Here is a 5,571-nt window from a genome sequence, read left to right on the forward strand (position 1 = left end):
AGGAGGGAAATGATTCGATATAGGCGTTATTAGGTCCTGTGAATACCAGGCATGCTATTTTCCGTAAATTAGATCAGGGATTGAACCGCGACAGCGAGCGCATTCCCCGTCGCATGTCGGAGCGAAGCTGAGAAACCGCTCATCGGGGCCGCGGTGATGGTCTAATCAGAGGTTTGCAGAGCAACCATCAATAGGTTTTTCCCTGCTCGTCCACCATGGGAACGAAGCGGACATCCACGATTTTTTCCTGTTTGATTTTACCCGTCTGCTTGGTCAGCAAAAATAACTGCTGATTGTATTTTCCTCCTGAAGGGATCACCATTCGCCCCCCCTCTACGAGTTGGGCTTTGAGGGGTTCCGGGACGTTGGTTGGTGCGCAGGTGACGATGATGGCATCAAAGGGGGCATGCTCGGGCCAGCCCTTGTAGCCGTCTCCGATTTTCACCCGGATATTCTTAAAACCCAGTGCATCCAATACATTGATGGCCTGGTGTCCCAATTCGGGAACGATCTCGATGGTGAAAACGTGAACGCCCATGTCGGCAAGCACCGCGGCCTGATATCCGGAGCCGGTGCCGATTTCAAGGACCCGCCGGCCGGGTTCGACGTCCAGCAGTTGGGACATCAGGGCCACCATATACGGCTGTGAAATGGTCTGCCCGTGGCCGATGGGCAGCGGGGTATCCCCGTACGCCAAGGCCATAACTTCAGGCGGTACGAACCGATGGCGGGGGACGGTTTCCATGGCCTTCAATACGGCGGCATCCGAAATGCCACGCCCGCGGATCTGCGATGCCACCATCTGTTGGCGCTGGGCCGTGAAATCGTCAGCCTGTGTGCCTGCCATGCCCATGCACAGGCCAGCGGCAAGCGTCAGTAGCAGCAATCCGGCAGTCTTCACGTTTATCATGGTCGATGCTTCCTCTTGAGTCCCATCATTGGTGACAGGCCGCTTTCACAGTGGCGCCGTCTCGATAAAATGGTTCTCGATTTTTACAGTCCTATATCCTGGTTGATCAGGATGATTTTGATGCGTCCCTTGGGAAAGGATTTTTCCGTGATGCACCAGGTGTTGCAGATCCGGTCCGGGCTGCTGCAGTCTGCGCAAACAGCGGTTTTCACGCAGGGTGTTTTCAGTCCCGGATGCCGGATGGCATTGGCTGGGGCGGCAAAGCGCTTGACGCGTTGCATGGCGTCGTCCAGGGTCGGAACCAATTTATTGCGGCCGACGAACAGAACCACGTGCCTGGGACCGAAGGTGATGCCGGCCACCCGGTTGCCCACCATGTCCAGGTTGACCAGCACCCCGCTTTCCGTGACGGCATTGGATCCCGTGAAAAACAGATCGGCGAGCAGGGCCTGCCGGCGGCGCTCTAGTCGTTCTTCCGGTGACGCCTGTGCGTCAAAGGGGTCGATGGTCAGGATGCCGGGATCGGCGTTGATCACATTCAGTATACCGGTGGCCAGAAAGGTCATGGAGTCGCCCCAGGCCGCGGTTTTTACTTCGATTCCGGGAAGAATCTCATTGAAGAAAACAGTGCCGGCGGATTGGATGTCGGCGGCCACAAACACCTCGAACCGGTTTTTTTCCAGGGCCTTTTTGCATCTTTCCAGGTGCAGCTGCCAATAGGTGTCGATGGGGTCGGTCATGATGGGTTCCAGGGTTCTGGGGTTCAGGGTTCAGGGTTCTGGGTTCAGGGTTTCAGCTTTGTGCTATCAGCTTACCAGCTATCGTTCGGGGTTCAGGTGGACCCTTAAGTAATCGTTCCTTGCACGACCACACAATCGGCTTCGATCTCTACCAGCCAGTCCGCATCGATGAACCGGCTTACCTGGACGAAGGTGCTGGCCGGTCGGATCTCACCGAAGAACTCGCCGTGGGCCCGGGCAGCTTCCTGCCAGCGGCTGATGTCAGTGAGCATGATGCGCGTGCGGATGACATCATCCAGGTGGCCGCCGGCATTTTCGACGGCATTTTTGATGATTTCGAGGCAGGTTCGGGTCTGGCGATAGAGATCTCCCGGATAGGCCGTGCCGCCACCGGGCGCGATGGGGGCGGTCCCCGAGACGGCAATGGCATTTCCCACTCTCACGGCACGGGAAAAACCGATGGGCTTTTCAAAAGGAGACCCTGAACTGATCAGCTGTCTTTGCATGGCGTCCTCCTTAGCTGGCTGTTGAAAAACTATTGCGCTTGGCCATACGGCGTTAAAATTCGACTCAAAATGCTCATTTATCACACATAAACTGCGCTTTTTCGCCGAATTTTGCCTTGTCTTGCCTGCACTCATGACGTTTTTCAACAGCCTGTTAGTGGCTAAGACGGTCGGGTGAATTCGCGCAAAACGGTTGTGGCATAAGCGCCTGACGGTAGTGTAAAGGTGAGGCGCAGCCCGTCGTCCACCTCCGCCAGGGTCAGATCCGTAAGGTTCAGGATGGCTTCCCGTCGTGATCCGGGTGAGCGGAACTGCCGGAAATCTTCCGGGGCGAGGCTGAATTGCCTGAGCAGTGTCGCTTCTTTTTCACCGGCCGCATGCATGGCCGGTTTCATCTTGAATCCGAAAATCGGGCCGGTGTAGACAATTTCTCCAGCGGTGAAGCGCGGATCTTCGATGGCCAGATCTTCGACGGTGAACATGCCGCCTGTGTCGGTCTTTTTTACGACATCGCCGGACAGCAGTCTGCGGTAGCCGCCAGCCTGCATGCGCTGCTTGAGCCATATGTTGAACAGCGCCGATTGGACCACCGACACCATGAAGGTGTCCTTGCGTCCCTTTTTTCCCGCTGAGAAAAGGGCGAATCCCCGGTGGATGTTCTGCAGCCCGTAGCCGAATCGCTGGGGGCCGTAGAAGTTGGGCACGCCGGTTTGCTTCAGCCGGTCGGCAATGGCAAGCGCCCGGGGCAGTGCATCGGGTCCAGGATGGCTGATGACGACGGTGAAGCGGTTGGCGGCCACGTGACCGGTTTTGATCTTGTTGCGATGGCGGTCCATGGCCAGAATCTCAAAGGGCAGGTCGGCCAATGTCTTCTCCACGTCGGCCAGGGGATACTTGACACCGCATCGAAAGGAAAGGGTTTGAACGACCACCGCCGTTTTGTCCTTGCGACCGCCCCAGCCCACATCCGACGGGTTCAGGCCCAGGTGTTTCTGCATGATTCGGGCGGCATCGGCGGTGTTCCATCCGGCCCTCCGGAAGGTGACATAGACATGTTCCCCTTCGCCACAGGCGGCATAGGGAAGGATCTCTTCGACCACAAAATGCTCCGGTGTGGCCTTGATGGCGCCGCCAATGCCGGGAAGCGGGTCGGCGATAAAGGGCATGGACGACAGCATGGCAATGGCGGCCTCCGCCCGATTGGCGAAGTCTTCAGTATTTGAATTCAATGTCATTGGTGTGTGCCGCTCGATACGGATCGGGTTCTGGTGTTTGCCTGCGCCTGATGGCTTTTCACAGACGGTTTGCTGACAGATTAGCCGGTTGCAATCTCATGGTCAACCTTGGCTTGACCGCAGGCCATGCATCGGCACGCAAGATCCGGGACAACCAACCGGGAACCCGAAACCAGGAACCGTTGAACCGTTGTTAAAGCAGGCTGATGGCCAGGTCCGAAAGCTCGCTGCGCTCCCCCTTTTCCAGGTTGATGTGGGTGTAGAGGCTCTGGCCTTTCATCTTTTCGATGAGGTAGCTCAGTCCGTTGCTCCGGCTGTCCAGGTAGGGGTGATCGATCTGGTAGATGTCTCCGGTGAATACGATCTTGGTGCCTTCGCCGGCCCGGGTGATGATCGTCTTCACCTCGTGGGGGGTAAGGTTTTGGGCCTCATCCACGATGAAGAAGACTTTTACGATGCTTCTGCCGCGAATATAGGACAAAGGGGTGATGACGATCTTCTCTTCATCCAGCAGTTCCTTCACCCGGCGCCCCTGCCGGCTGCCGTTCTTTCCGTTCTGGTTGCTTTCGATGACCGACAGGTTGTCGTAAAGGGGCTGCATGTAGGGGTCCAGTTTGGACTGGATGTCCCCGGGCAGAAAACCGATGTCCTTGTTGCTCAATGGAACCGATGGCCGGGAGATGAAAATTTGTCGGTAGTTGCGTCGCTTTTCCAGTGCGGCAGCCAGGGCGAGAAGGGTTTTGCCGGTGCCGGCTTTGCCGGTGATCGTTACCAGGGGTACCTCCGGGTTAGTTAGGGCGTCCATGGCAAAGCACTGTTCGGCATTGCGGGGCCGGATGCCGTAACAGACCTGGGTGTCTATACGGCGGATGGATCGGGTCTGGGGAAGAAATATGCCCAGTGCGGACTTGCTGCCGTTTTTCATGATCAGGTATTCGTTGGGGAGCAGGTGCTCCTTTACATCCAGAGCGGCGGCGTCCATTTCGAAGGGCTTGGCGTATAGCTGGTCAATGACGGCGGCGGGGATGTCTTCCACCACACGGGTGCCCTTATAGATATCTGCCGGGGCCTGAACCCGGTCTGTGCTGTAATCCTGGGCCATCAGGCCGATGGATTTGGCTTTCATGCGCAGGTTGACATCCTTGGTCACCAGAAAAACCCGGTCAAAGGCGTGTTCACAAGCGATGTGGTAGGCTGCGTTGAGAATATGGTGGTCCGGCTTGTCAGGGGAGAAGTTCGTCTTTAGCTTGTCATGAAACGCCCGGTCCAGGCAGACGGTGATTTTTCCTTTTCCGGGGCCGATGGTGACGCCGCCGTTGAATATGCGATCCCCGGTTAATGCGTCCAGGGCCCTGGCGAATTCCCGGGCGTTGCAGTTTAAAATCTCCTTTCCCTTTTTAAAGCGGTCCAGTTCTTCGATCACGGCAATGGGGATGACAATGTCATGCTCGTCGAAGTGGTTGATACAGGAACTGTCGTGAAGGATAATGTTGGTATCCAGCACAAAGGTTTTTCGTTTGCTTGTGGAAAACGAAATCATCGCACCTCCTGGAGGTCATGGGTTGTTCCCGCCGATTGGTTTGCCCGTCGGATGAACAAGTGCTCATCCGGATCGGACCGGGGATTATGTTTCAGCGTTGTTACATCGTGCCCGCCCGAAAATAAGGATTGTTGTTCGAGATCAAGGCATGTGAAAAATAATACCTCTGGCGCCAGGAAAGATGTGCCCTTGGGGTGCATCAGGTTTATATTCAGGGGATTATGGTTTGCGGATATCGCAGATATCGGGGGAAAAGACCCTGTCCGGGTGGGCGCTACACAGCGTTGCGGGAATGAGACCGCGAGTGGGGGAAATAACTTGGCGGATAATAAGGATAGAGGCATTCGATCTTGTTCAGCTTTAGTATCCAGCATCATCAACGTGTCCCATATATAGCATACGAGTGGTGCTGAGGCAACAATATCTTCGATATTTTCCCTGCCTGGCCTGCTGTCCGCATTGAGCTCGGGGCAAATCCCTCATCCGTGGTCGTAGACTTCATTAGCCTTGAAGCGGCTGCGGTTTTGAGCTATACAACACTGTTCTTCGACAACGGTATGGTGGCCGGTCCGTCGATGGTTGACCCGGTCCGGCACCCCTATTACTTTATTCATGAGCCTAACCCGTATGCAGAGCAATG

The 5,571-nt window shown here is 56.0% G+C and carries 5 protein-coding genes; all 5 read right to left on the bottom strand.

Going from position 1 to position 5,571, the window contains the following annotated elements; all coding sequences use genetic code 11:
• Nucleotides 1-187: 187 nt before the first annotated feature.
• Nucleotides 188-910, bottom strand: a complete 723-nt coding sequence (locus tag QNK41_RS20730) for a protein-L-isoaspartate(D-aspartate) O-methyltransferase (protein WP_319261054.1) — start codon at nt 908-910, stop codon at nt 188-190.
• Nucleotides 911-993: 83 nt separating this feature from the next.
• Complete coding sequence (locus QNK41_RS20735; protein WP_319261056.1) at nt 994-1,650, bottom strand: lactate utilization protein; 657 nt, start codon at nt 1,648-1,650, stop codon at nt 994-996.
• Nucleotides 1,651-1,754: 104 nt separating this feature from the next.
• Nucleotides 1,755-2,156, bottom strand: coding sequence for a RidA family protein (locus QNK41_RS20740; RefSeq protein WP_319261059.1), 402 nt, complete (start codon nt 2,154-2,156; stop codon nt 1,755-1,757).
• A 161-nt stretch (nt 2,157-2,317) separates the two neighbouring features.
• On the bottom strand, nt 2,318-3,391 hold the full coding sequence (gene truD / locus QNK41_RS20745) for a tRNA pseudouridine(13) synthase TruD (protein WP_319261062.1): 1,074 nt from the start codon (nt 3,389-3,391) through the stop codon (nt 2,318-2,320).
• Nucleotides 3,392-3,584: 193 nt separating this feature from the next.
• Nucleotides 3,585-4,931, bottom strand: coding sequence for a PhoH family protein (locus QNK41_RS20750; protein WP_319261065.1), 1,347 nt, complete (start codon nt 4,929-4,931; stop codon nt 3,585-3,587).
• Nucleotides 4,932-5,571 lie beyond the last annotated feature (640 nt).

Origin of the sequence: Desulfosarcina sp., from assembly GCF_033791525.1 — a bacterium.
GTDB lineage: Bacteria > Desulfobacterota > Desulfobacteria > Desulfobacterales > Desulfosarcinaceae > Desulfosarcina.